Annotated in this window: 23 protein-coding genes; 11 read left to right on the top strand and 12 right to left on the bottom strand. The window is 52.0% G+C overall.

From position 1 onward, the window contains the following. Window positions 1-345, top strand: a 345-nt coding sequence (locus VFA_RS00865) for an AbgT family transporter (RefSeq protein ID WP_187380387.1), incomplete at its 5' end; no start/stop codon positions are given. A gap of 73 nt (window positions 346-418) precedes the next feature. On the opposite strand, the gene VFA_RS00860 is transcribed toward VFA_RS00865, so the two are convergent. Both VFA_RS00860 and VFA_RS00855 read right to left on the bottom strand, forming a co-directional pair. Next, window positions 419-871, bottom strand: a complete 453-nt coding sequence (locus VFA_RS00860; protein WP_086027248.1) for a YaiI/YqxD family protein — start codon at window positions 869-871, stop codon at window positions 419-421. After that, complete coding sequence (locus VFA_RS00855; protein ID WP_004724002.1) at window positions 871-1161, bottom strand: hypothetical protein; 291 nt, start codon at window positions 1159-1161, stop codon at window positions 871-873. Before VFA_RS00855 ends, VFA_RS00860 begins: the two co-directional genes overlap by 1 nt. An 846-nt stretch (window positions 1162-2007) precedes the next feature. On the opposite strand from VFA_RS00855, the gene VFA_RS00850 reads away from it, so the two are divergent. Continuing rightward, window positions 2008-2535 carry a GNAT family N-acetyltransferase gene (locus VFA_RS00850; protein ID WP_172475402.1) on the top strand — a complete coding sequence of 176 codons (528 nt, stop codon included), beginning with the start codon at window positions 2008-2010 and terminating at the stop codon, window positions 2533-2535. Here VFA_RS00850 and VFA_RS00845 read toward each other — a convergent pair. Continuing rightward, the gene (locus VFA_RS00845) at window positions 2492-2794 is read right to left on the bottom strand and encodes a DUF3301 domain-containing protein (RefSeq protein ID WP_004723999.1); all 303 of its coding nucleotides are present in this window, start codon (window positions 2792-2794) and stop codon (window positions 2492-2494) included. The genes VFA_RS00850 and VFA_RS00845 overlap by 44 nt on opposite strands. A gap of 4 nt (window positions 2795-2798) precedes the next feature. Then, window positions 2799-3836 carry a DUF3549 family protein gene (locus VFA_RS00840; RefSeq protein WP_004723997.1) on the bottom strand — a complete coding sequence of 346 codons (1038 nt, stop codon included), beginning with the start codon at window positions 3834-3836 and terminating at the stop codon, window positions 2799-2801. A gap of 79 nt (window positions 3837-3915) precedes the next feature. Between VFA_RS00840 and VFA_RS00835 the strand changes: the two genes are divergently transcribed. Further along, a complete protein-coding gene (locus VFA_RS00835; protein WP_004723995.1) occupies window positions 3916-4227 on the top strand; it encodes a YqcC family protein in 312 nt (103 codons plus the stop codon). Next, window positions 4227-4958 (top strand): tRNA pseudouridine(65) synthase TruC, encoded by a 732-nt coding sequence (gene truC, locus VFA_RS00830; protein WP_004723994.1) that lies wholly within the window; start codon window positions 4227-4229, stop codon window positions 4956-4958. Before VFA_RS00835 ends, truC begins: the two co-directional genes overlap by 1 nt. Before the next feature lie 78 nt (window positions 4959-5036). On the opposite strand, the gene dxs is transcribed toward truC, so the two are convergent. The 3 genes from dxs to xseB are packed head-to-tail and all read right to left on the bottom strand — an operon-like array spanning window position 5037 to window position 8071. Further along, the gene (gene dxs / locus VFA_RS00825) at window positions 5037-6902 is read right to left on the bottom strand and encodes a 1-deoxy-D-xylulose-5-phosphate synthase (RefSeq protein ID WP_004723992.1); all 1866 of its coding nucleotides are present in this window, start codon (window positions 6900-6902) and stop codon (window positions 5037-5039) included. A 20-nt stretch (window positions 6903-6922) separates the two neighbouring features. After that, window positions 6923-7807, bottom strand: coding sequence for a (2E,6E)-farnesyl diphosphate synthase (gene ispA, locus VFA_RS00820; RefSeq protein ID WP_004723990.1), 885 nt, complete (start codon window positions 7805-7807; stop codon window positions 6923-6925). Window positions 7808-7828: 21 nt separating this feature from the next. Next, complete coding sequence (xseB, locus tag VFA_RS00815; RefSeq protein ID WP_004723988.1) at window positions 7829-8071, bottom strand: exodeoxyribonuclease VII small subunit; 243 nt, start codon at window positions 8069-8071, stop codon at window positions 7829-7831. A gap of 473 nt (window positions 8072-8544) precedes the next feature. On the opposite strand from xseB, the gene pomA reads away from it, so the two are divergent. The 7 genes from pomA (at window position 8545) to rlmM (ending at window position 15364) form a co-directional block, all read left to right on the top strand. Further along, the gene (gene pomA / locus VFA_RS00810; RefSeq protein ID WP_004723987.1) at window positions 8545-9309 is read left to right on the top strand and encodes a flagellar motor protein PomA; all 765 of its coding nucleotides are present in this window, start codon (window positions 8545-8547) and stop codon (window positions 9307-9309) included. 12 nt (window positions 9310-9321) lie between these two features. After that, window positions 9322-10284, top strand: coding sequence for a flagellar motor protein MotB (locus tag VFA_RS00805; RefSeq protein WP_004723985.1), 963 nt, complete (start codon window positions 9322-9324; stop codon window positions 10282-10284). A gap of 163 nt (window positions 10285-10447) precedes the next feature. Further along, the gene (gene thiI / locus VFA_RS00800) at window positions 10448-11896 is read left to right on the top strand and encodes a tRNA uracil 4-sulfurtransferase ThiI (RefSeq protein WP_004723983.1); all 1449 of its coding nucleotides are present in this window, start codon (window positions 10448-10450) and stop codon (window positions 11894-11896) included. Between the two features lie 455 nt (window positions 11897-12351). Further along, the gene (locus VFA_RS00795) at window positions 12352-13284 is read left to right on the top strand and encodes a transcriptional regulator GcvA (protein WP_004723982.1); all 933 of its coding nucleotides are present in this window, start codon (window positions 12352-12354) and stop codon (window positions 13282-13284) included. After that, window positions 13253-13888, top strand: coding sequence for an alpha/beta fold hydrolase (locus VFA_RS00790; RefSeq protein ID WP_004723980.1), 636 nt, complete (start codon window positions 13253-13255; stop codon window positions 13886-13888). Before VFA_RS00795 ends, VFA_RS00790 begins: the two co-directional genes overlap by 32 nt. Continuing rightward, window positions 13878-14276 (top strand): DUF423 domain-containing protein, encoded by a 399-nt coding sequence (locus tag VFA_RS00785; protein WP_004723977.1) that lies wholly within the window; start codon window positions 13878-13880, stop codon window positions 14274-14276. Before VFA_RS00790 ends, VFA_RS00785 begins: the two co-directional genes overlap by 11 nt. Further along, the gene (gene rlmM, locus VFA_RS00780; protein ID WP_004723974.1) at window positions 14273-15364 is read left to right on the top strand and encodes a 23S rRNA (cytidine(2498)-2'-O)-methyltransferase RlmM; all 1092 of its coding nucleotides are present in this window, start codon (window positions 14273-14275) and stop codon (window positions 15362-15364) included. The genes VFA_RS00785 and rlmM overlap by 4 nt, the downstream gene beginning before the upstream one ends. Window positions 15365-15411: 47 nt before the next feature. Here the strand turns inward: rlmM and xni are convergent, their stop codons facing one another. The 5 genes from xni to queF form a co-directional block, all read right to left on the bottom strand. Next, window positions 15412-16188, bottom strand: coding sequence for a flap endonuclease Xni (xni, locus tag VFA_RS00775; protein WP_004723972.1), 777 nt, complete (start codon window positions 16186-16188; stop codon window positions 15412-15414). Between the two features lie 69 nt (window positions 16189-16257). Continuing rightward, a complete protein-coding gene (ppnN, locus tag VFA_RS00770; RefSeq protein ID WP_004723970.1) occupies window positions 16258-17616 on the bottom strand; it encodes a nucleotide 5'-monophosphate nucleosidase PpnN in 1359 nt (452 codons plus the stop codon). Between the two features lie 371 nt (window positions 17617-17987). After that, window positions 17988-19553: a GGDEF domain-containing protein gene (locus VFA_RS00765; protein ID WP_038150600.1), complete on the bottom strand. Its 1566-nt coding sequence runs from the start codon at window positions 19551-19553 to the stop codon at window positions 17988-17990. A 108-nt stretch (window positions 19554-19661) separates the two neighbouring features. Beyond that, window positions 19662-21932, bottom strand: a complete 2271-nt coding sequence (locus VFA_RS00760) for a hypothetical protein (protein ID WP_004723967.1) — start codon at window positions 21930-21932, stop codon at window positions 19662-19664. A 17-nt stretch (window positions 21933-21949) separates the two neighbouring features. Continuing rightward, complete coding sequence (gene queF / locus VFA_RS00755) at window positions 21950-22795, bottom strand: NADPH-dependent 7-cyano-7-deazaguanine reductase QueF (protein ID WP_004723965.1); 846 nt, start codon at window positions 22793-22795, stop codon at window positions 21950-21952. Between the last annotated feature and the right edge of the window lie 84 nt (window positions 22796-22879).

The raw sequence follows: 22879 nt of genomic DNA, 5'->3' as shown, positions 1-22879 counted from the left end.
TTCATTAACTTGATGATTGGTTCTGCGTCGGCTCAGTGGGCGGTGACCGCACCGATCTTCGTGCCGATGCTGATGCTGGTGGGGTACGCACCCGAAGTGATTCAAGCGGCGTACCGCATTGGAGACTCGACCACCAACATCATCACGCCGATGATGAGCTACTTCGGCTTGATTTTGGCGGTAGCTACGCGCTACATGAAGAACTTGGGCATTGGTACGTTGATCGCCACCATGCTGCCGTACTCTGTGATGTTTATTGTTGGCTGGAGTCTGCTGTTCTACGTGTGGGTTTTTGTGTTCGGTTTGCCGGTGGGCCCGGGTGCTGCGACGTACTACACGCCATAAGCGATTGACCATAAACAAATGACGGTCAATGACAACGAAAACCTGCGCTCAGCGCAGGTTTTTTTATTTCCGCTTAGCGCGGCTGGTGCTTGGCTAAAATGCGGTCGAGGTGGTTGGCGAATTCACGTCGTTCCGTTTGCGACAGTGCGGCCGGGCCGCCGGTTTGAATACCGCTGGAGCGCATGGTGTCCATAAAGTCACGAATATTGAGGCGCGCTTTGATGGTTTCGCTGGTGTAAAGCTCACCGCGAGGGCTGAGTGCCAGCGCGCCTTTGGTAATCACTTCATCGGCCAGAGGAATGTCGGATGTGATCACCAAATCTCCGGCCGCGACGCGTTGCACGATTTCGTTGTCGGCCACATCAAATCCGCTCGCCACTTGCAGGCTGCGAATGTTGTCGCGCTTGGGCACCGGCACCAAATGGTTGGCCACAAACGTACATTCAATCCCTGTGCGTTCTGCGGCGCGAACCAGCGTCTCGCGAATCACTTTCGGACAGGCGTCCGCATCGACCCATAATTTCATCATGATTGACCTGCCAATTGTGCTTCCAACGCGTGCACGCGCTGCGTCAGTTCAGCCACTTGTTGTTCCAGTGCGCTAAGACGATCGTTTTCCGTCGTCGACGGTGCAGCCACTTCCACTTTGGGCACGCGATGGGCGCTTTTCCAGCTTTTGATGATGGTGATCAGCGCGGGCATCGGCACCGAGGTCGACAAGCGGGCTTTCACTAAGGCCACGCTGGGCTCTTTGCCTTCGTGGTGGAGACTGGTCAGAATCGCTTCCAGCTCTTGAGTTACGTCTTTGGTGAGCATTGTTTGTCCCTTTTGAGTCATTGGGGTGATCTTACTGATATTTCATGGCGAGCAAAAGAGGGAATGCGTTGTAAGAGATCTCTTACATGATGTGTAAGACAATGGATTTTCGTGACGAGAAAAATGCGATGTAATCGTTTTAAGTATTTGATTTTTAGTGTTTGTTTTTGTGCGTTCTCTTTTGGGATGAAAATAATGTTTTGGGGGGCATTGCGAAAAAAACGCAGTGGCGTAAATTGAACCCTGTCGGAAGGGAACTGACACGGATTTGGATTCACCACTGGACGGTGGTTTCAGGATGAAGATGGCGATAACGGATACATCGTCACACGGATGGCAGGATTTCGAACGGAATCGACGGTTTACACGGAGTAAACTGGCAAGGACTGCACAGGACACCTCGGGATGAGGTCGGAACCCCATCAGGATGATGGCAAGGACACCGCTCAGGGAACAAGTGATGTGTGCTGATCAGGAACGGTTGGCAATAGGGAATAACGGACACCGCTAGGACGGCGATGCGAGGACGAGGCAGAAGGATTCTGTCACTATTATGGATGATGCATGGAGCAATCATCAGTAGCCGGACTGCTGCGAGTAAGACTTAAGCCCCGATACCCCGTGTATCGGGGCTTTTCTTAATCTTTCCAAGCGTGATGTGCCACGCGCTATCCTGACGGTTGATGTCAGGCCATGCGATTCGTGCGAATCAATTTATAAAATAACGAACAAATCGCAATCCAGATCAATACGATGTCATCTCAGTTGGTTTAATTTTCGGCTACTTTCCTAGGGCTAGGAAGGGCCAATTTGGTTATTCGGAATTGCTGTAAACAAGGATTGTCAGTGACAATAGTGACACGCAGAACGCTTGTTATTCCTTACACAGAATCGTTTGAGTCTGATTTCCTCATGCTCAACTGCTGTGCGAAAAACCGCGCTCAGATGAACGGCCCGAAAACGGTCGCCTCCGCAAAACAACTCTTTCAACGTGTGCTGCACGACCCCACGCTCCATGCCATGGCGGTCCTGGACAATTACAACCGCGAATACATGGGCCATGTGTTTGTCTCCATAGAAGACGGGCAGGCTGAACTGGGGTATATCTTTGACAAAGCGTATTGGGGACAAGGTTTAGCCAGTGAAGCGCTGTTGGCGTTTTTCCCCAAAATATGTCAACGACTCCATTTAGAGAAGGTCTCTGCGACCGTGAATTTGCAGCATTACCCCTCGATTGCGATTTTACACAAGCTCGGTTTTCACCTGCTGGGGGTGAATGAAGACGCATTTGGCCCGTATTACGAGTTTGCGTGGCTGAAAGAAGAAACAGCTACACCATACGATGCGGTGGCACATGGAATGCCTGCGGCGTAAAACCGCGCATGATCAAATGGCCCTGATAGCAGTCGTTACCGAGCGCTGAAAACTCAAAATAATACACGGTATGCCAACGCCAGCGATGATCGGGCGTTTTCCATTTGTGGTGCCCAAACGAAACACTCAGCAGTTGCAGCTCGAGTTCGTCGCACTTGCGCGCAATGCGGGCTTTGGCGAGTTCGGACTGGCGACGCTGTTGCCAGAATGCAAAGCAGACGAGGCTAAACAGCACAATGCTCAACAGGTCACCAATCATGCATTTACCCTTTCGTCGACTGTTGCAGGTTCATCAGGGCTTGCGCCAGTTCTGGGGACGGGCTGGTGTGTAGCAACGGCAGGAGCACGAGGCGCAGCTCAGGCAGCATCACCAAATCCGCAAACAACTGGTTGAACAACGACTGATTCCCGCTTTGTGCCAAACGCAATAAAAAGCGCTGAGCGCGACCGCTGTCGGCAAGCATCGACCAACTGCGGCCAGCAATCCCAATCAGCACTTCTGGGTGGCTCAAGCGCGGGCTGTTTAACACCGCATCCAATACTTGACTTTGTATTGCCGCCGGAGCGCCGGACAAGGCACGTACGAGGGCTGAAAGTAAAAACAGATCTGGCTCGTGAGCAGCGATTTGTGCCTCGGCATGCTCTTGAAGGCGTGCAGCCAGTTTTTCTGGCAGCGCGATGTGCTCCAATGCACCGAGCAGTGCATACAATGGCTGAGGCGGCAGGTGGTTGAGCGCTTTGCGCAGCAAAACACCATTTTGTTCTTGGCCTAAGCGGGCGCAAATATCGGTGATCCCTTGTAAGCCAACGGTTTGCCAATTCTCCCATCCCAAATCGCCAGTGAAATAGTGCTGTGCGTGTTCATAGTATTGGCTGCATGGTAACCCCAATTGGGCGCGAATTTGGCTGTGGAACACCGCCATTTTGTCGTCGGCCGGTTTGAAGGTGTAAGGGTTGTTGGCCAGCTTTTGTTGCTGCTCGTCGCTCATCTCCTGATTGAGTCGCGTGCCCATGGCTTCAATCACGTATTTGATGAATTGACCCACATCGGCTTGCGCCAACAAGCCGCGCTCATCCAGCGTGAATTTCAAAAACCAGATCCAAGGTTGGTTGGATTCGTTCCAATACACAATCGCCAAATGCGCCGTGCGTTTTAGCGGGTAAGGGTAAGGTTGGTGGCCGAGTTCCACTTGTTCAAATTGCGCGGTATCAATCGCTTGAATGCGGCGTCCTAAGTCAAACACCTGATATTGGCAGCCGCTATTTTTTAGCAGCTCACTGAGAGTATGAATGGTATCCATGGGAGCAAATTGGTCCTAACTTTCTTTGTTCAATAGATGGTATCATTCGCCGCTAATTCAAGGCTAGGAAGTAAAGATAATGACCGCCGCCACAATTTTCACACTGTTGCAGCAACTGGAAGAGGCACTGCGTGCATCCGGAGCTTGGCAAGATTCGGCGCCCGATGTGCAGGCGTTGCAAAGCACTCAGCCGTTTGCGATCGATACGCTGGCGCCGCACGAATGGCTACAGTGGATTTTTGTGCCGCGTATGCAGCAGATGATTGAGCAGCAGATGGCGTTGCCCGCAGGTTTTACGTTGTCGCCCTATTTTGAAGAGGCGTGGAAAGAGCGCCAAGAGTTTGCTGCCGTCATGCAGGTCTTATATCAACTCGATAAGGTATCGCTGTAATGCTGGAGATTATTTATCAGGACGCCTACATCGTTGCCGTCAACAAGCCTGCGGGTATGTTGGTGCATCGCAGTTGGTTGGATAAACACGAAACGCAATTTGTGATGCAAACGCTGCGCGATCAGATTGGTCAGCATGTGTTCCCGTTGCATCGTCTGGATCGCCCCACCTCTGGGGTGTTGGTGTTTGCCTTGTCCAGTGAGATAGCGGCGAATATGATGCCCATGTTCGCCAACCATGAAATGGAAAAAACCTATCATGCGATTGTGCGTGGCTGGATTGAAGTAGGGGATGTGTTGGATTATCCGCTCAAAGAAGAGCTGGATAAAATCGCCGATAAATTTGCCAAGCAAGATAAAGCGCCGCAAGACGCGGTCACCGCTTATCAACCGCTTGCTAAAGTGGAAGTGCCACATTCGACGGGTAAGTTTCCCACCACGCGCTATTGCCTGATGGAAATGAAGCCGAAAACTGGGCGCAAGCACCAGTTGCGTCGCCACATGGCGCATTTGCGTCATCCAATTGTTGGCGATACCACCCATGGTGATGGCAAACACAACCGCCTGTACCGAGAGGTGTATGACGCGCATCGCTTGATGCTACACGCCAGCGAACTGCGTTTCGTGCATCCGTATACCGAACAAGAACTGGTACTGCGCGCGGGGTTTGATGCCACTTGGCAGCGCTTGTTTGCCCTGTTTGACTGGTGTGCGCCGCAGCCATCCGCCTAGCAAGGTTTTGTCAGCGATGTCGTTTCAGCCATAAAAAAGCCTTCTCTTGGAGAAGGCTTTTTTCATGCAGTCCGCATTTTATTTTGCGAGGTAATCGCGCACCGCGCGTTCAATGCCTTCGGCATCTAAGCCCAGTTCGTGATGCATCTCGTCTTGAGTGCCTTGCGGAACAAATTGATCCGGCAACCCTAAGTTGAGCACAGGCTTGATGAGCTTGTTTTTCATCATCCACTCCACCACGCCAGCACCGGCGCCGCCCGCAACCACGTTCTCTTCCAGCGTGACCAGCACATCGTGCGTGTTGGCCAGTTCGGTGATGAGGGCTTCATCCAGCGGTTTCACAAAACGCATGTCCGCCACGGTAGCATCGAGCGCTTCGGCGGCTTGCAGCGCGTGGGGCAGCAGGGTGCCAAAGCTCAGAATCGCCACTTTTTCACCTTGGCGCATGAGGCGACCTTTGCCCAGCTCAAGCGCGGTGAATGTCTCTTCCAGCGCGACGCCCATACCATTGCCACGAGGGTAACGCACGGCGCTTGGGCCTTGATGTTGGTGGCCGGTGTAGAGCATTTGACGACACTCATTTTCGTCGGCAGGCGCCATGATCACCATATTCGGAATGCAGCGCATAAAGCTCAGATCAAAGGCTCCTTGGTGCGTTTGACCATCGGCTCCCACCAGACCCGCGCGGTCAATGGCAAACATCACTGGCAGGTTCATGATCGCCACATCGTGGATCAGTTGATCGTAACCACGTTGTAGGAAGGTGGAGTAAATCGCCACAATGGGGTGATGGCCAGCAATCGCCATGCCGGTCGCTAAGGTCACCGCATGTTGCTCAGCAATCGCCACATCAAAGTATTGCGATGGGTACTCTTTTGAGAACCGCACCATGCCCGAGCCTTCGCGCATGGCAGGCGTGATCGCCATCAGCTTGGGATCTTGCGCGGCCATGTCGCACAAAAAGTCACCGAAAATTTTCGAAAAAGTCGGTTTAGTACTGGTGCTTTTTGGCAGGCAGTCGTGGCTTGGGTCGAATTTGGGCACGCCATGGTAACCAATCGGATCTTTTTCCGCAGGCTCATACCCTTTGCCTTTTTTGGTCATCACGTGCAGGAACTGCGGGCCTTTCAGCTCACGCATGTTTTTCAGCGTTTTGGTCAGTTCCAGAACGTCATGGCCATCCACTGGGCCAATGTAGTTAAAGCCCAGCTCTTCAAACAGAGTGCCCGGAGCCACCATGCCTTTGAGGTGTTCTTCGGTGCGACGAACCAACTCTTTGATGGGCGGAACGCCGGAGAGCACTTTCTTGCCACCTTCGCGAATCGAGGTGTAAAGATTACCCGACAACAATTGCGCCAAATGGTTGTTCAGTGCGCCGACGTTTTCTGAAATCGACATTTCGTTGTCGTTCAGAATCACCAGCATGTCAGGGTGGACATCACCGGCGTGGTTCATGGCTTCAAATGCCATGCCGGCGGTAATCGCGCCATCGCCAATCACGCTCACCACTTTACGGTTTTCGCCCTCTTGGCCTGCGCAAATCGCCATGCCCAGTGCCGCGCTGATCGACGTGGAAGAGTGACCTACCGACAAGGTGTCGTATTCACTCTCTTCACGCCAAGGGAACGGGTGCAGGCCGCCTTTCTGACGAATGGTTGGCATCTGTTCGCGACGCCCCGTCAGAATTTTGTGCGGATAAGCCTGATGGCCGACATCCCAGATCAGTTGATCGAACGGGGTGTTATAGACGTAATGCAACGCAACGGTCAGTTCAACGGTGCCAAGACCAGAAGCCAAGTGGCCGCTGGATTGACTGACTGAGTTGAGCAAATAGGTTCTCAGTTCATCACAAAGCGTCGGCAGCACTTCTTTTGGCATGCTGCGTAATTCATCCGGCGAATTTGCCAGAGCCAGTGTCGGATATTTTGAAATATCAAGAGTCATAGTTATGCGCGCTTATAGTGTTAGTTTTTGCGCTCGATGACGTATCGGGCGAACTCTTCGAGATGCTCAGTGTTGTAAGGAATCGCTTGCAGTGCCTGAAGCGCTTCTTCATACAGCAGTTGAGCTTTATTCATCGCACCTTCTAGGCCCAGGAGCGCTGGGTAGGTGCTTTTATTGAGTTGTTGATCAGAACCTTGCGGTTTGCCCAACGTTTCGGTGTCACTGATGATATCGAGAATGTCATCTTGAACTTGGAAAGCCAGCCCAACCGCGTCAGCGTATCGGTCGAGATGTGGCAGCACATCCAACCCTTTGTGACCGGCAGCCATCGCACCCATTCGAATGGCGCAGCGCATCAGAGCGCCGGTTTTGTTGCGATGAATGTTTTCCAGCTCGTCGAGAGCCACCAAGCGGTTCTCCGCCGCTAAATCTAGAGCCTGACCCAAACACATGCCTTGCGCGCCTGACGCTTCTGCCAGTGCTTGAATCATCTTCACGCGGTTCATCTCACCCGCGTCAGACAAAGTGCCTTCGGCGAGAATAGTGAATGCCAGCGTTTGCAGGGCATCGCCGGTTAAAATCGCGGTTGCTTCATCAAACTTGATGTGACAGGTGGGTTTACCACGACGCAGCTCATCGTCATCCATCGCCGGCAGATCGTCGTGAATGAGCGAATAGGCGTGAATGCATTCAATGGCCGAAGCCGGGGTATCGAGGTCGCTGGGTTCACAACCGAGCATTTGCCCGGTGATGTACACCAGATACGGGCGAGCGCGTTTGCCGCCCAGTAGCAAGCCATACCGCATGGCTTCAATCAGAGGCAGATTCTGGTTGGGCAGACGATTTAACCACAGGTCAAGCTGCTCATTGTTTCGGTGTTGAAAAGAGGATAGAGCCTCAATCATAGGGCACTCTTTAGTCATCATTTATTCAGGCAGATCGGTAAATTCGCTCAGCGGCGCATCGTCGCTGTTGCTTAGCAAAATGCTAACACGTTGTTCCGCTTCATCGAGCTTAGTTTGTCCAGAGCGAGCAAGGGCAATGCCGCGCTCAAATTTTTTGAGGGCGTCATCCAGTGCCAAATCACCATTTTCCAGTTGATCAACCAGTTCATCTAACTCTTGAATGGTTGCTTCGAAGGACATGTTTTCAGGTTTCTTACTCGCCATAATCATTTTGCCTTGGGAAAGATGCACGAAAGTTACCTTAGGGCGTAGTGATGGTCAAATTTAACCAAGCAATTTTGTCAGAAATACGGCGCTTTTTACTGGATACGGATAACGAAACGTAAAAATGGCACCGGAGTCTGAAACTTGACTTGGATTTCTGTGCTGCCCGCAGGTGCATCTTAACAGGATTTGAGTATACACTGGGAAAAGCATATCACTGCCTGACAAGGCATGCAGACGTTTCAAGCGCATTTTTGCGCACCGGATCGGGTCAAGCCGTGGGGGATGAACGCTTGCGGCTGGCGCGTGCTTTCGGGCAGATGCCGCCGCGGGCTGAGCAATCATCGGCTCATTACCGTTTGGCTCGGGCAGGGTGATGTGTCATCCGGATTGAGAAAAAAGTTAAAGAATTTATTCTCTTGCCGATAACGAGAGTAATCTCTAATCGCGAATGAACAGCAGAGGAGCGCTTCGTGGATTTAGCAACGCTAATAGGTCTGATTGGTGGCTTAGCATTTGTCGTGATGGCGATGGTCTTGGGCGGCAGCATTATGATGTTCGTCGACGTCACCTCTATTTTGATCGTAGTGGGTGGTTCACTGTTCGTTGTCCTGATGAAATTCACCATGGGACAGTTCTTCGGCGCCGCTAAAATTGCGGGGAAAGCGTTCATGTTCAAAGCCGATGAGCCGGAAGATTTGATCGCGAAAATCGTGGAAATGGCGGATGCAGCGCGTAAAGGTGGTTTCCTCGCCCTTGAAGAGATGGAGATCTCCAACTCCTTCATGCAAAAAGGCATCGATTTGCTGGTGGATGGTCACGACGCCGATGTGGTACGTGCAACACTACAAAAAGATATTTCCCTGACCGATGAACGTCATGAAGCCGGCACGGGCGTCTTTCGTGCATTTGGTGACGTGGCTCCCGCGATGGGGATGATCGGGACACTGGTTGGTCTGGTGGCGATGCTGTCGAACATGGACGATCCAAAAGCGATCGGTCCGGCGATGGCGGTGGCGTTGTTGACGACCTTGTACGGTGCGGTACTTTCCAACATGGTGTTTTTCCCGATTGCCGACAAACTGTCGCTGCGCCGTGAACAAGAAACGTTGAACCGCCGCCTGATCATGGACGGTGTCTTGGCCATTCAAGATGGTCAGAACCCACGTGTCATTGATAGTTACCTGAAAAACTACCTCAATGAAGGTAAACGTGTGCTTGATGTCGACAACGAATAAGCGGAGTGAGTGATGGAAGAGCAAAAGTGCAAATGTCCGCCACCTGGGCTTCCCGCCTGGTTAGGGACCTTTGCTGACCTGATGTCGCTCCTGATGTGCTTCTTCGTCCTGCTGCTGTCGTTTTCGGAAATGGACGTTCTGAAGTTCAAGCAGATCGCCGGGTCGATGAAATTTGCATTCGGGGTACAAAACCGCCTTGAGGTCAAAGACATTCCTAAAGGCACCAGCATCATTGCGCAAGAATTTCGTCCCGGTCGCCCTGAGCCGACCCCGATTGACGTCATCATGCAGCAAACCATGGACATCACTCAGCAAACGCTGGAATTCCATGAAGGTGATGCCGATCGCGCCGGGGGCACGCAGCGTGATGCGGGCCAGTTGACGGGCGGTCAATCACCAGAAACCGCGACGCAAGATAACCAAAATACCGAAACGGAAATGCAACAGCAGCAGGCCCAATCTCAATCGATGTCGGAAGAGATGGAAACTGTGCTGGAAAGTATCAAGAAAGCGCTACAACGAGAAATTGAGCAAGGGGCGATTGAAGTTGAAAACCTCGGCCAGCAAATCGTCATTCGCATTCGTGAGAAGGGGGCTTTCCCTGAAGGCTCGGCGTTTTTGCAACCGAAATTCCGCCCGTTGGTGCGCCAAATTGCTGATTTGGTGAAAGATGTGCCGGGGATCGTGCGCGTCTCGGGTCACACCGATAACCAACGTCTGGATTCTGAACTGTATCGTTCAAACTGGGATTTATCGGCGCAGCGTGCGGTGTCGGTGGCGCAAGAGATGGAAAAAGTGAAAGGCTTTAATCACCAACGCTTGCAAGTGCGTGGCATGGCCGATACTGATCCGCTCGGGCCGAACGACACTGAAGCGCAACGCTCGCGCAACCGCCGCGTTGAAATCAGCATTATGCAAGGTGAACCGCTGTACAGCGATGAAGTGCCGTCCGCGCAGCCTACGAACGCGCAATAACGCGCTGTCGAGGTGACTCCCTAAGGCAAGCCAATTGGCTTGCCTTTTTCATAAGCTTTTCTCTGTGGCGAGAGATCGTGTATAATCCCGCCCCCTTAGCGGTGCTGAGCGCCACACAGTCGTGCCTGCCAGTGAATGTTCTAATTAAATTGCGAATAACCTTATGAAATTTATAGTTAAGCCCCATCCAGAAATTTTCATTAAAAGTGAATCGGTGCGTAAGCGCTTCACTAAAATTCTTGAAAGCAACATTCGCAATATCATCAAAAGTCGCACGACAGGCGTCGCGGTGTTCAACCGTCGCGATCACATTGAAGTGTCGGCCAACAGTCGCGACTTCTTTGCCGAAACGCTTGAGATTCTGACCACCACACCGGGCATTCAACAAGTGCTGGAAGTGAAGCAGTCTGAATTTAAAGATCTGCATGATATTTACGAACAGGTGCTGCTACAAAGCCGTCATCTGATCGAAGACAAAACATTCGTTGTGCGTGCAAAACGTCGCGGTAAACACGAATTTACTTCGATTGAACTGGAACGTTATGTGGGTGGCGGCCTCAACCAAGCGGTTGCCAGCGCAAAAGTGCGCCTGAAAAACCCAGACGTGACCATTAACGTTGAAGTGAACGATGGCTTGCTGAACCAAGTGATCGCGCGTCACAAAGGCTTAGGCGGCTTCCCATTGGGAACGCAAGAAGATGTGTTGAGCCTGATTTCCGGTGGTTTCGATTCGGGCGTGTCCAGCTACCTGCACATCAAACGGGGTTCAAAGGTGCATTACTGCTTCTTTAACCTCGGCGGTCCGGCACACGAAATCGGCGTTAAACAGGTCGCTTACTACTTGTGGCACAAATACGGTTCTTCGGCCAAAGTGCGCTTTATCTCAGTTGATTTCGCCCCTGTGGTGGCAGAAATCCTTGAGAAAGTTGACGACGGCCAAATGGGCGTGATCCTCAAGCGCATGTTTATGCGTGCTGCGGGTCAGGTTGCGGAGAAATTTGGCATTCAAGCTTTGGTGACGGGCGAAGCGCTCGGCCAGGTGTCTAGCCAAACGCTGACCAACCTGCGTCATATCGACAACGTGACGGATACGCTGATCTTGCGTCCACTGATCAACTGGGACAAAGATGACATCATCAACGTCGCTCGTGAAATCGGTACGGAAGATTTTGCCAAGACCATGCCGGAATACTGCGGCGTGATCTCAAAGAGTCCAACCGTAAAAGCGGTTAAAGGCAAACTGGAAGCGGAAGAAGCCAAGTTCGACTTCTCGATTCTGGATCAAGTGGTGTATGACGCACGTCAGATGGACATTCGTGACATCGAAAAAGAATCACAGCAACAAGCACCAGAAGTGGAACTGGTGACCGCGGTGCAAGACCAAGCGGTGGTGCTGGATATTCGTAGCCCGGATGAAGAAGATGAAAAGCCGCTGGTGATTGACGGCGTGGAAGTGAAACACGTGCCGTTCTACAAACTGGCGACTCAGTTTGGCGATCTGGATCAGTCAAAGACCTACTTGTTGTACTGCGAACGCGGTGTGATGAGCCGACTACAAGCACTGTATCTGAAAGAGCAGGGCTTCGATAACATTAAAGTGTATCGCCCATAATTGAGCGCGCACTGAATGAAGAAACGCAAATCGCTGGTCGGTTTGCGTTTTTTTTTTGCCTCGGCGCAGCATTAGATTTATTTACCTTTTGTTACACACTTGCGGCGCGAGTTCGAGAATGCGAGCAAGGTCACAATGCGCAATTGCAGGCATAAAAAAACACCGCCCTTGGGCGGTGCTAAAAATTTGACAGACAGGTCAAAAAATAAATACAGGAAGTATATGTTTTGCGGCAGGGGATAACTGCACAAAACAGGATGGTAGAAAAACTACCTCACTCGAAAATCGAGTTTGCAAACACAACATCGCAATAACTAAGCCCATTGATTCTCAATGAGAATCAAGCCGTTCAGGCCCGCATTGCGGGGTGAAATATAGATTTTCTCTGGCTGGTTAGCAACGGACAATTTATAATGTTTCAGATTAAAAAAACTAATCTGTTATAGAGTGTGCTCATGTCCAGAAGATTGCCACCCTTAAACTCGCTGAAAGTCTTTGAAGCCGCGGCTCGCCACCTGAGTTTTACTCGGGCGGCAGAAGAGCTGTTCGTGACTCAGGCTGCGGTGAGTCACCAAATTAAAGCGTTGGAAGAGTTTCTCGGGTTGAAACTATTTCGTCGTCGAAACCGTTCGCTGCTGCTCACTGAAGAGGGGCAAAGCTATTTCCTCGACATCAAAGACATCTTTGGTTCGTTGGCGGAAGCGACCGACAAGTTATTGGAACGCAGCGAGAAAGGTGCGTTAACCATCAGTTTGCCACCCAGCTTTGCGATTCAATGGCTGGTGCCGCGCTTGGCGGACTTTAACCAGCAAGAGCCAGATATCGATGTGCGCATCAAAGCGGTCGATATGGAAGAAGGCTCGCTGACGGATGATGTCGATGTCGCCATTTATTACGGCCGAGGCAATTGGCCGGGGCTACGCGCCGACAAGTTGTATCAAGAGTTTTTGATCCCGCTCTGTTCGCCGTCGTTGCTGCTGGGCAGTAAACCGCTGGCGACGCTGAGTGACTTGTCGTATCACACGTTGCTGCACGACACCTCGCGCAAAGACTGGAAACAGTTCGCCAAAGAAAATGGCTTAGAGAGTGTCAATGTGAATCACGGGCCGATCTTCAGTCACTCGACCATGGTGTTGCAAGCCGCCGCGCATGGTCAAGGAGTCGCGCTGGGTAACAACGTGCTGGCACAACCCGAGCTTGATGCGGGGCGTTTGGTCGCGCCGTTTGACGAAGTGCTGATGACTAAAAATGCGTTCTACGTGGTGTGCCACGAGAAACAGGCGGACATGGGACGGATTGCAACGTTTCGTGATTGGATGCTGAAAAAAGCCCGCCGCGAACAGGAGGATATACTTGATGACAACAGCCTCAACCCCCGTGCGCATTGATGGCGGCTCGCAGCCGCTGACGTTTATTTTTGCCCATGGTGCCGGAGCTGATATGGACCACGAGTTTATGGCGGCGGTCGCCAAGGGCGTGGCTGAGCGTGGCATTCGTGTGGTGCGATTTAACTTTCCGTACATGGTCAAGCGTGCCGAAGATGGCAAGCGCCGTCCGCCGGATCGCGCGCCGAAACTGCTGGAAGCGTTTGAAGCGGTGATTGCCGAACACGCAACGGGGCCGGTGGTCATTGGGGGCAAATCGATGGGCGGACGAATGGCGTCGCTGCTGAGTGCGCACCCGCAAGTGGCGGGTATTGCGTGTTTGGGTTTTCCTTTTCACCCGCCCGGCAAGCCGGAAAAATTCAAAGGGGATCACTTGGCAGACATCGATACGCCCACGCTGATCCTGCAAGGCGAACGCGACACGTTTGGGACGCAGTTGGAGTGTGCCACATTCTCATTCAGCCCAAGCGTTTCGCTTGTATTTCTGCCAGATGGCGATCACAGCTTCAAACCGCGCAAATCGTCAGGGCATACCGAAACACAAAACATCGCCTTGGCGGTGGAACAATTGAGTCAGTTTATTCTCGAGGTGTACGATGCAAAGTAAGTCATTACTTACCTTAGGCGGCCTGTTCTCCGGGATTGCCGTGGCGCTCGGCGCGTTTGCGGCGCACGGTTTAAAAGCCACGTTGAGTCCCTATTTGCTGGGTGTCTTTCAAACGGGTGTGCAGTATCAATTCATTCATGCGGCTGCGCTGATTGCCTGTGGCATTTTGTTGCAGCTGTCGGGGACAGAAAAAGCGCGAAACTATTTTAGCCGCGCGGCGATTTGCTTTATCATCGGCATCTTTTGTTTTAGCGGCAGCCTGTACGCCTTAGCACTGACGGGTGTGAAATGGTTTGGTCCCATCACGCCGATGGGTGGTCTGCTGTTTATGATCGGCTGGGGATTATTTACCTTCGCGGCCATGAATATTAAAGAGGTCAAGCAGTGAAACAAGTCATGCTCTATTGCCGCGCAGGCTTTGAAAAAGAGTGCGCCGGTGAGATTCAGGACAAAGCCACGCAACTGGAAGTGTATGGTTTCCCGCGGATGCAGAAGAACAGCGGCTATGTACTGTTTGAATGCTATCAGGAAGGCGATGCGCAAAAGCTGATCAAAGCGCTGGATTTTCAGGCCTTGATTTTTGCCCGCCAGATGTTTGCGGTGGCGGCAGAGTTCACTGAACTGCCAAAAGATGACCGTATTTCGCCGATTTTGGCGCAGTTGTCTGAATACGAAGATTTTCCGCGCTGCGGCGATCTGCGTGTGGAAACGCCGGATACTAACGAAGCCAAAGAGCTACTCAAGTTCTGCCGTAAATTCACCGTACCATTGCGTCAAGCGCTGCGTGGCAAAGGAGTGTTGTTTGCGAAAGAGCATCCGAAAAAGCCTGTGCTGCACGTGTGCTTTATCGCGCCGGGCCACTGTTTTGCCGGTTATTCGCTGAGTTCCAATAACTCGCAGTTCTTTATGGGCATTCCACGCCTGAAGTTTCCTACCGATGCGCCAAGCCGTTCAACCCTCAAACTGGAAGAAGCGTTCCACGTGTTTATTCCGCGCGAGGAATGGGACACGCGTTTGGCGTCTGGCATGTGGGCGGTCGATCTGGGTGCTTGTCCGGGCGGTTGGACGTATCAGTTGGTGAAACGCTCGATGTTCGTGCACGCGATTGATAACGGCATGATGGCAGACAGCCTGATGGAAACCGGTCAGGTGAAACACCACATGGTCGACGGGTTTAAGTTTGAGCCGCCGCGTAAGAACGTGACCTGGTTGGTGTGTGACATGATTGAAAAGCCATCACGCGTGGCACAACTGATGGGCGAATGGATCATCAGTGGCTGGGCGAAAGAGGCGATTTTCAACCTGAAACTGCCGATGAAAGGCCGCTACGATGAAGTGTTGGAAGACATCGAAAACCTGAAGATTTTCCTCAAAGAGAATCACGTCAAGTTCCGTCTGCAAGCGAAGCATTTGTACCACGATCGCGAAGAGATCACGGTGCACGTTCAATCACTGAGTAACATCTCACCGCACTAATATCGTGACAGAGTTGAAACAAAAAACGCTCCTTAAGGAGCGTTTTTTTATGCCGGTGATCCGCTGAAACGAATGTCCTGCAGATTAAAACCGAGTTCGATGTCGGTTTTCAGTCCGGCTACCTGTTTACAGACCCGCGCCAGTTCAATGTGTTCATCGAGCTTTTTGCGATATTTCGCTGGCAGGTCGTCACTGGCGTATGCGCTGTCGATGTCCGGATATTGCGTCAGTATCTCTTTGGCCGCTTTAGGGCCAATTCCTGGGACTCCCGGCACTTGGCTGGAGCTGATCCCCGTTAATCCCCAGTAATCGGCCAGCTGTGTCGGTTTGACGCCAAACTCGTTTTCGATAAATGGTGCATCCAACCAACGCTGTTGGAAGTAATCGCGAATTTGTAGCGTGGGAGAGAGCAGTTGGCAGTAGCCTTTGTCGGTGGAAATGATGGTGACCTTTTCCTGATGCGCGGCCACTTTGGTGGCCAGTGTTGCGACCAAGTCATCGGCTTCATCGCCCTCGGAGAGCAGGGAATCGATGCCCAGTTCCCACCATGCTTGCTGAATCTGGTCGAGCCCTTGTTGTAGCGGCTGCGGCATGGGTTTGCGTCCGGCTTTGTAGCCGGGCAGCACCTCGGCGCGCCAGCCTCGATCTTGCAGGTGGTGATCAAACACCGCGATGATGTGGGTGGGGTCGGCTTCACCAATGATACGTTGTAGCGTCCGGCTGGTGGTGTCTATGGTTCGTGCAATATCGGTTTCATCCGGCTGAGCGGAATGCACGCGGCGAATGAGGTTCAGAGCATCGATAATGACGAGATGGATAGACATAGCAATTCAAAAAAATAAGGGCTGTTAGGCCCTTATTGTAATGAAATTCAATGGGATTGCTACCAAGCGTCAGGTGACGATGCGATAACACGGCACATAAGCCGAGCCGCCCGGTAGTTTCATGCGATGCTGTTCAACGAAATCTTTCAGCAGGCGGTCCATTTTCTTCATCAAGATCGGGTCGCCATGAATCTCAAACGGGCCATTGCGTTCAATCTCATGAATGCCTTCGGCTTTCACGTTGCCGGCCACAATGCCTGAGAAGGCGCGGCGCAGGTTCGCGGCCAGCACTTCCGGACGCTGATTGAGATGCAAGTCCAAATTGGCCATGCTTTCGTGGTTCGGCTCAAACGGCAGTTGGAATTCCGGCTCGATTTTGAGTGACCAGTTGAAGCTGTAGGCGTCATCGTTGTCTTTGCGATGCTGACGAACCGCTGGCATGGCATTTTTCATGATGCGCGCTGCTTCTGCGGGGTTGTCGATCACGATGGTGTAATGCTGACGCGCTTCGTCACCGAGTGTGTCGGCAATGAATTGATCGATGGAGCGGAAGTACGCTTCGCTCTCTTTCGGCCCGGTCAGGACGATTGGCATCGGTTGGTTGGCATTTTCTGGGTGCATCTTAATGCCCAGAATGTACAGCAACTCTTCTGCAGTCCCCGGACCGCCCGGGAAAATGATGATGCCGTGCGCCAAGCGGACAAACGCTTCCAGACGTTTTTCGATGTCGGGCATGATCACCAATTCGTTCACGATCGGGTTTGGCGGCTCAGCGGCAATAATCGACGGTTCGGTCAGGCCAAGGTAGCGCTGCTCGTGGTAGCGCTGTTTCGCGTGACCAATCGCTGCCCCTTTCATTGGGCCTTCCATCGCGCCCGGGCCACAGCCGGTACAGATATTGAGTTCACGCAGGCCCAGTTCGTGGCCCACTTCGCGGGTGTATTGGTACTCGATTTCATTGATCGAGTGCCCCCCCCAGCACACCACCAAATTCGGAATGATGCCCGGGATCAGCGTGCCTGCATTACGCAAAATGCCAAATACCAAGTTGGTAATGTGTGTGGCGTTGGTCAGATTCAGGCGTTGGCTGTCTGCCAAGTGCATGTTGACGTAGACGATGTCACGCAATACCGAAAACAGGTGTTCCTGAATCCCTTTGATGATGTGTCCATCGACAAATGCATGTTCGGGTGGGTTGGTCAGTTCCAGCTTAATGCCACGTTCACGGCGCAGCACGGTGACGTCAAAATTCTTATATAAATCGAGCAACTCTTTGGAGTTGTCGGTATGGCTGCCTGAGTTCAGCACCGCGAGGGTGCAGTTGCGGTACAGCTGATATAGATCACTGGACGCGGTTTTTTTCAATCGTTCGACTTCGAGCTGCGACAACAGATCCATACTGCCGGCAGGGCTGACTTGAGTGATCATGCTGACCTCCTTGCTTGAGAGGTTAATGATAGTCCACCTGCGCGGTTGGTTGATGAATGGTTGGCGTTATTGGTCGCTCGCGTCGCAGAGGTGGGGCAATCGTCCGGCGTGAACACAGATTCTGATGGGATGAACCTGAGGCAAAACCGGATGCATCAGGCTCGTGCGTTGCGGGCATGTTTGGCGCAACGTTCACGAGTCTGAACGTTTAACTAATTGATATTCCAGTTTCAATCTTGTTCGGTTCTGCTGAAATGGGAAATGTTGTGCGACATCAGATGTGAGATGAGTCACTAAAAACAGGTGTGTCAGATTAAAAAATAACCGAATGAGGCATGGGAAACGGACCGCGGGGCCGCGATCCGTCGGGGTTACTTCCAAGCGATTTGGTTTGGCCCGTATTTTTTCACTTCGACCAAGGCGCGGTGAACGCGCTCCAGCACCGTTTCTGGCGTGTCTGATTCTTTGAAACAGGTACTGGCAGCCGTCATGGTGATGATGATGCTTTTATCGCGGAACTTGAACGGCAGTTTGGAGATATTCCGTTGGATTTGTTGAATGATTTGATAACACGCGTTGTCGGCGTGTTCTGGCAGTAGCAGAATGAACTCTTCGCCGGAAAAACGCGCCACGGTGTCGGTGTCTTCAATCTCTTTACTGATGGTGCGCGCAATGATTTTCAGCGCTTTATCACCGGCCATGTAGCCGAAGCTGTCGTTGATGGTTTTGAACTTATCGATATCCAACATCACCACACGCAGCGTGTGCTGAGTACGAATCCAACGGCGATATTCGAGTTCCAATCGATCATTAAACGCGGTGCGGTTGTACACTTTGGTCAGTGGATCTTGCAGCATGCGCTGCGCCTGATCTTCCAAACGACGGCGGTAATCTTGGGTGAGTTCAAACAGGGCTTCCATTTGAGTGCGCGTGTATTGCATGCGTTCAATCAGCGCCTGTTCACGCTGCTCAGCGTGCGTGAGTCGCTCCGACAACGAGGCTAGATCCGCCAACATCGGTTCAAGCTTGGCTTTGGTGCTGCTGAGCTCTTCACCATCTTTCAGGGCGGTTTGACTACGACCGACCAGGGTGTTCAGCTCTTGATGCATCTCTTGACGATGCGTTTGATAGTTGAGGCTTTGGTCGACGTTTTGATTGACGCTTTTGATGTTGTTCGCCAAGGAGCTGTTGACTTGCTCTAGGAATTTTTCTGAACTTTTGCGCTCGAAGTGAGTGCCGGCAATCACCAGCTTTAACACGTCCAGCGTCAGTTCCAATAAGGTCTGAGTCGTCACGCCGTTTAACAGCTTGGTGCGAATGTCGGTCAGCAGATCGCCCGATTCCCCATCGAAATCCAGTTCGCAAATCAAGTTTTGCAGATCGTCACTCAGGCGTGCCAACAATTCGTTGTCGGCGCTTTGGCTGAGTTCGTCGGTCACCGATGGCGGATTGGCGGTGATGATTTTTACCGAGCGTTCGTAAATGCCCAGTAAGCGCATGGCTTGGTCCGCTTTGGGTAGTTGTTGGGCCGCAGAAAAACTGAGTAAATCACGCAGGTCGCGTTTTAATTTTGAAGGCAGGCCGGGAACACGCAGCAAGATTTCGCCACTGTGTTTGATTTGCGAGTCCAAATGGGAACTCTGCTTTTCCTTAATCAACGTGTGTTGCTTCAACATGCGCTCCAGTACGGCCAGACGAGGTATGAGCGAGCTTACATCTTTTTGTTGCTCGATGGCTTGACGCAGTTCAGCTAAATACCCATTCAATCGATGGTTCTCGCCTTGGCAAGCCAGACTTAAAGATGCGACGATACGTTTCAGGACTTTCTGTTCTCGATTAAATTTGAACGAAGTATCCCGTTGTGTCAAACGTGTCTGTTCCAACTGACTACGCAGCTGGTTTAACTGATTTTGGATATCTTGCTCGAGAACGCCCATCGACAACAAACTACAGCTTCGGATCAACCCTGATCCTATTTAGTGATTTATCGATAATAACAAAAAAAAATTATTCGTCACGATTTCAGTGCGTTAACCGTATAGCTTTTACCCATCTTTTAAAAGTTTTTTGATGTTCTCCTCATTCTTGTATGAGGAATGCACCTTGATCAATCCCTGATTGATGGCATGTTTGCACGATTTACGGATATTGTTGGACGCAAAACTGGCCGCTGGCGCATTGTCGATGGCGCGCAGGTAAACCCAGTGGCTGCTGTTCTCTTTGATGCTCAGATCGCGCGCCACACTGGCGGCCATGAGCAGAATGTCCAGCAACTCTTTGTCGTTGATTGCCGTGTATGCGCGAGGCAGGAACGGATAATCAGCGATGCCCATGCGAATGATGCGGTTGAGGCGGCGTTCGGGCTGAAATTCTTCAATCCATGACTGCACTTTATTGAACAGATCTTCTGGCGGACGTTCGCGATCCGGACACGGTTCAATGTAGAGCAGGTTGGCATCGGAGAAATGGTACAGACGTGCTTTGTCGTCATCGATTTTCGATTTGAGGAAGGCGCCAAAGTCGTGTTCCAGTTCCAGACCTGCGCTGTAGCCGTGTTGCAAGTACATGTTGCGCAGGAACGGAATGTCGATCATCGCAAAGCGCAATCGATCGTTGAGTGGTTCATGGATCAATTCCCCCACGTGCCACTGTTCGTAGTTTTGACTGCTGCGTTCTAGTGAAGAGAGCAGCTTGGAGTTGAGCATACGCAGGTTGTGTAGGCGCGAGCGCGAGTGAGTGTAAAGGTTACTGCTGAGTTCATCGATTTCATCGCGCTGGCGCTGAATCACGTAACCGCGACGCAGTAGCAGTAAGAAGAAGATCGAACTGGCCACGAACAGCGCAAACGCGATTTTTTGGAACTTGCTGTATTCACGCTGAGTTTCTTGCAGCTCTTTTTCCTGACCGACCAAATGCAGTGTCTGTTCTACGAACTCTTTTTGCTGGCGGAATGCATCTTCACTGATCTGATTGAGTTTTTCTTGGCGGATCTGCGCGATGGCATTGCTCTGTTTGACGTTTTCCAGCGCATTGGCATAACGGCCCGTCTGTTCATAGCCGAGCGACAACAGGCGGTAGGCGTTCTCTTCAATCGCTAAATCGCCCGTTGCTTGGCCGATGCTGAGCGCTTGTTGCGCTTGGGCAATCACTTGCTGGCCCTGATTTTGATGGTAAGCCAATCCAGCGTTCAACAAGCTGGCTCGCCCTTTGAGACGCGGAATGTCGGTGTAGCTGAGCAGCTCTTCTGCGCGCGCCAAATACTGCTCGGTCAGTGGGTAGTTGAACAGTTGCAAATAGGTCGCGGCAAGGCTGAGGCGCACTTCGATCACGCTTTCAATGTCGTTGCTGCTGCTCTCGTGGTCAATCACGTTGAAGTAGTGTACCAGCGCCAAGTTGTACTTGCCTTGCTGGTAGTAGACATCGCCCATGCGTTTTAACACTGCTGCCAGTGCCGGCGACTTGTCGTAGTTATCGTAAAAATCGGCGGCCTGCGAGAGATGAACCAGCGCTTTGTCCAGCACGCGGCGTTCAAAGAACAGTTGGGCCAGCAGGGTATTGGTTTTGGCCAGCAGGGCGCTGGCGTTACTTTCCACCGCGCCCCAATAAGACATCAGGAGTTCGGACAGGGCAAGGTTGTAGAGTTCGTGATTGAGGTAATGTTTACCGACCACCAAATGGTATTCAATTTGCGGCTTTTTCGATTGCAAGGTATCGATGTAGGGTTTGACTTGCGCAAATAGGCGATTGGCCAGTTCGAGGTCATTGGCTTGGGAGGCAATCTCGGCGCGCAGCATCGTCATTTTGTAATCGATGCCTTTGGCGAGGTGGTCGGAATTTTTGATCGCTTCGTATTCTTTGGCAATGTTGCGCAGCTCTTCGCGCGCTTCGCTGGTGTTGCCGTCGTAGCGCCATTGCAAGCGCACATCAAGGATCTCGACTTCCAGTTCCAAATACGGCAACTGGTATTTCTCCGCCAATTCTTGCGCTTCATCCAGCAACTTGAACGCCGTTTGTTGATACCCGAGATTAAACTCGGCTTTGGCAAGAATCTTCAACGCATCAATCGTACTGCCGGGCGTGCGCACCCGGCTGTCGGTTTCATCGCGTGAAATGGTGGTTGGGCTGGTTTCGGCTTTATCGGCCAACTTGCGTTGGGAGAGATATTCTGTGGCCAGCGCTTTGGCTTGCGCTGGAGAAATCTCAATCAAACCATCGGCTTCGTTCAGGGTGGGTGACGAATAGATGGTGGCGTAGGTCCAGGTTGAAAATGAGAGCAGAGCCAAACCAAGCCAGTGCTTCCAGCGAAGAAATGTCATCCTGTCGAGCATCCTTGTTATTGACGAGCCATACGTTGATTGTGGCTCGGAGCCGCCTGCTCAGTTGAGCGATACGGGTTGATATCTAGACCGCCGCGACGGGTGTAGCGAGCCAGCACCGTTAAGTGCTCTGGGTGGCAGTAGCGGGTGATGTCGGTAAAGATACGCTCAACACACTGCTCATGGAACTCGTTGTGCTCACGGAATGACACAATGTAGCGCAGCAGCGCTTCGCGATTAATTTTCGGCCCACGGTAAGTGATTTCTACGCTGCCCCAGTCGGGCTGATTGGTGATCAGGCAGTTGGACTTCAGCAGGTGGCTGTGCAACGTCTCTTCAACAACGTCATCGCTGGTGGCATCGGCAAGTAAGGTGTCGTCAAATGCGTAGCTGGTGATGGTGATGTCCTGATCGTCGATGCAGTCTCCTTGCATGGTCACAATCGGCTGCGCGGTATAGGCCGCTAGCGGCTTGACCTCGACATGCACGGTTTCACCGGCGCACGCGGACAAATCGTGTTGCAGGCGCGCCTGAACGTCTGCCCAGGTTGAGAAGCGCGTCTGGTTAAAACTATTGAGGTAAAGTTTGAACGATTTCGACTCGATCAGGTTGGCGCTGGTGGCCGGAATCGCGACTTCGCCGATCGCCACTTGTGGCAGGCCATTGTCGTTGAGCCATGACAGCTCATATAGCGTCCAGAGGTCGCAGCCCAAAAACGGCAGTGTGTCTCCCAAGTGCAGATCGTTGCGGTTTAGGCTACGTGGAACCGGCTGCAAAAGGGAAGGATCGTACTGGTTCGCGTACTCGGTTTTTTTCCCCAGGGTTAAACCCGCCAGCTCTTTTGCGTCAGAATATTTGCTCATACTTTACAGTGAATTCGATTAGAATAACCGGAATTCTACGCAATACCGTCGCGTGTGTCATCTGGCAGGCGCGACTAACCTAAC

It is taken from the genome of Vibrio furnissii CIP 102972, assembly GCF_000176175.1.
In the GTDB taxonomy this organism is placed as follows: Bacteria; Pseudomonadota; Gammaproteobacteria; order Enterobacterales; family Vibrionaceae; genus Vibrio; species Vibrio furnissii.
This window is presented reverse-complemented; position numbering and strand designations above follow the sequence as displayed.